The 442-nt window shown below is 41.2% G+C and carries 1 pseudogene; it reads right to left on the bottom strand.

From position 1 onward, the window contains the following. A pseudogene (locus AOA60_RS03225) lies at positions 1-442 on the bottom strand (hypothetical protein); the annotation flags it as partial.

Genomic DNA, 442 nt, shown 5'->3' with positions numbered 1-442 from the left:
TCATTAAAGCTTCCGCAAATGGATGATAGTTTGCATGTGTAGGGTCATCTGAATTAATTCCAAAGAAGAAGGAAATAGCAATTAAAATACCACCACCAACTACGAACGGAAGCATGTTTGATACACCGTTCATTAAGTGTTTGTAGAAGCCACCACCTCGTTTGCCTTCTCTTTCCCCTTCTGAACTCTCATTACTGCTTGAGTCTCCACCACGATAAATAGGTGCATCTCCTTTTACTGCTCTATCAATGAGTTCTTTTGGTCTTCGAATCCCGTCTGTTACAGGTGCATCAATTAACGGCTTACCTTTAAAACGCTCTTTTTCAATCTTAGTGTCTGCTGCGATAATGATTGCAGTTGCTTTTTCAATGTCCGCTGCAGTCAGACGGTTTTTTACTCCGTCAGATCCGTTTGTCTCTACTTTAATGGAAACGCCCATTTC

Source organism: Pseudomonas sp. 2822-17, assembly GCF_002742485.1.
Classification (GTDB): domain Bacteria; phylum Pseudomonadota; class Gammaproteobacteria; order Pseudomonadales; family Pseudomonadaceae; genus Aquipseudomonas; species Aquipseudomonas cyclaminis.
Note: the sequence above shows the minus strand (reverse complement) of the source record. Positions and strands in the feature narration are given on the sequence as shown.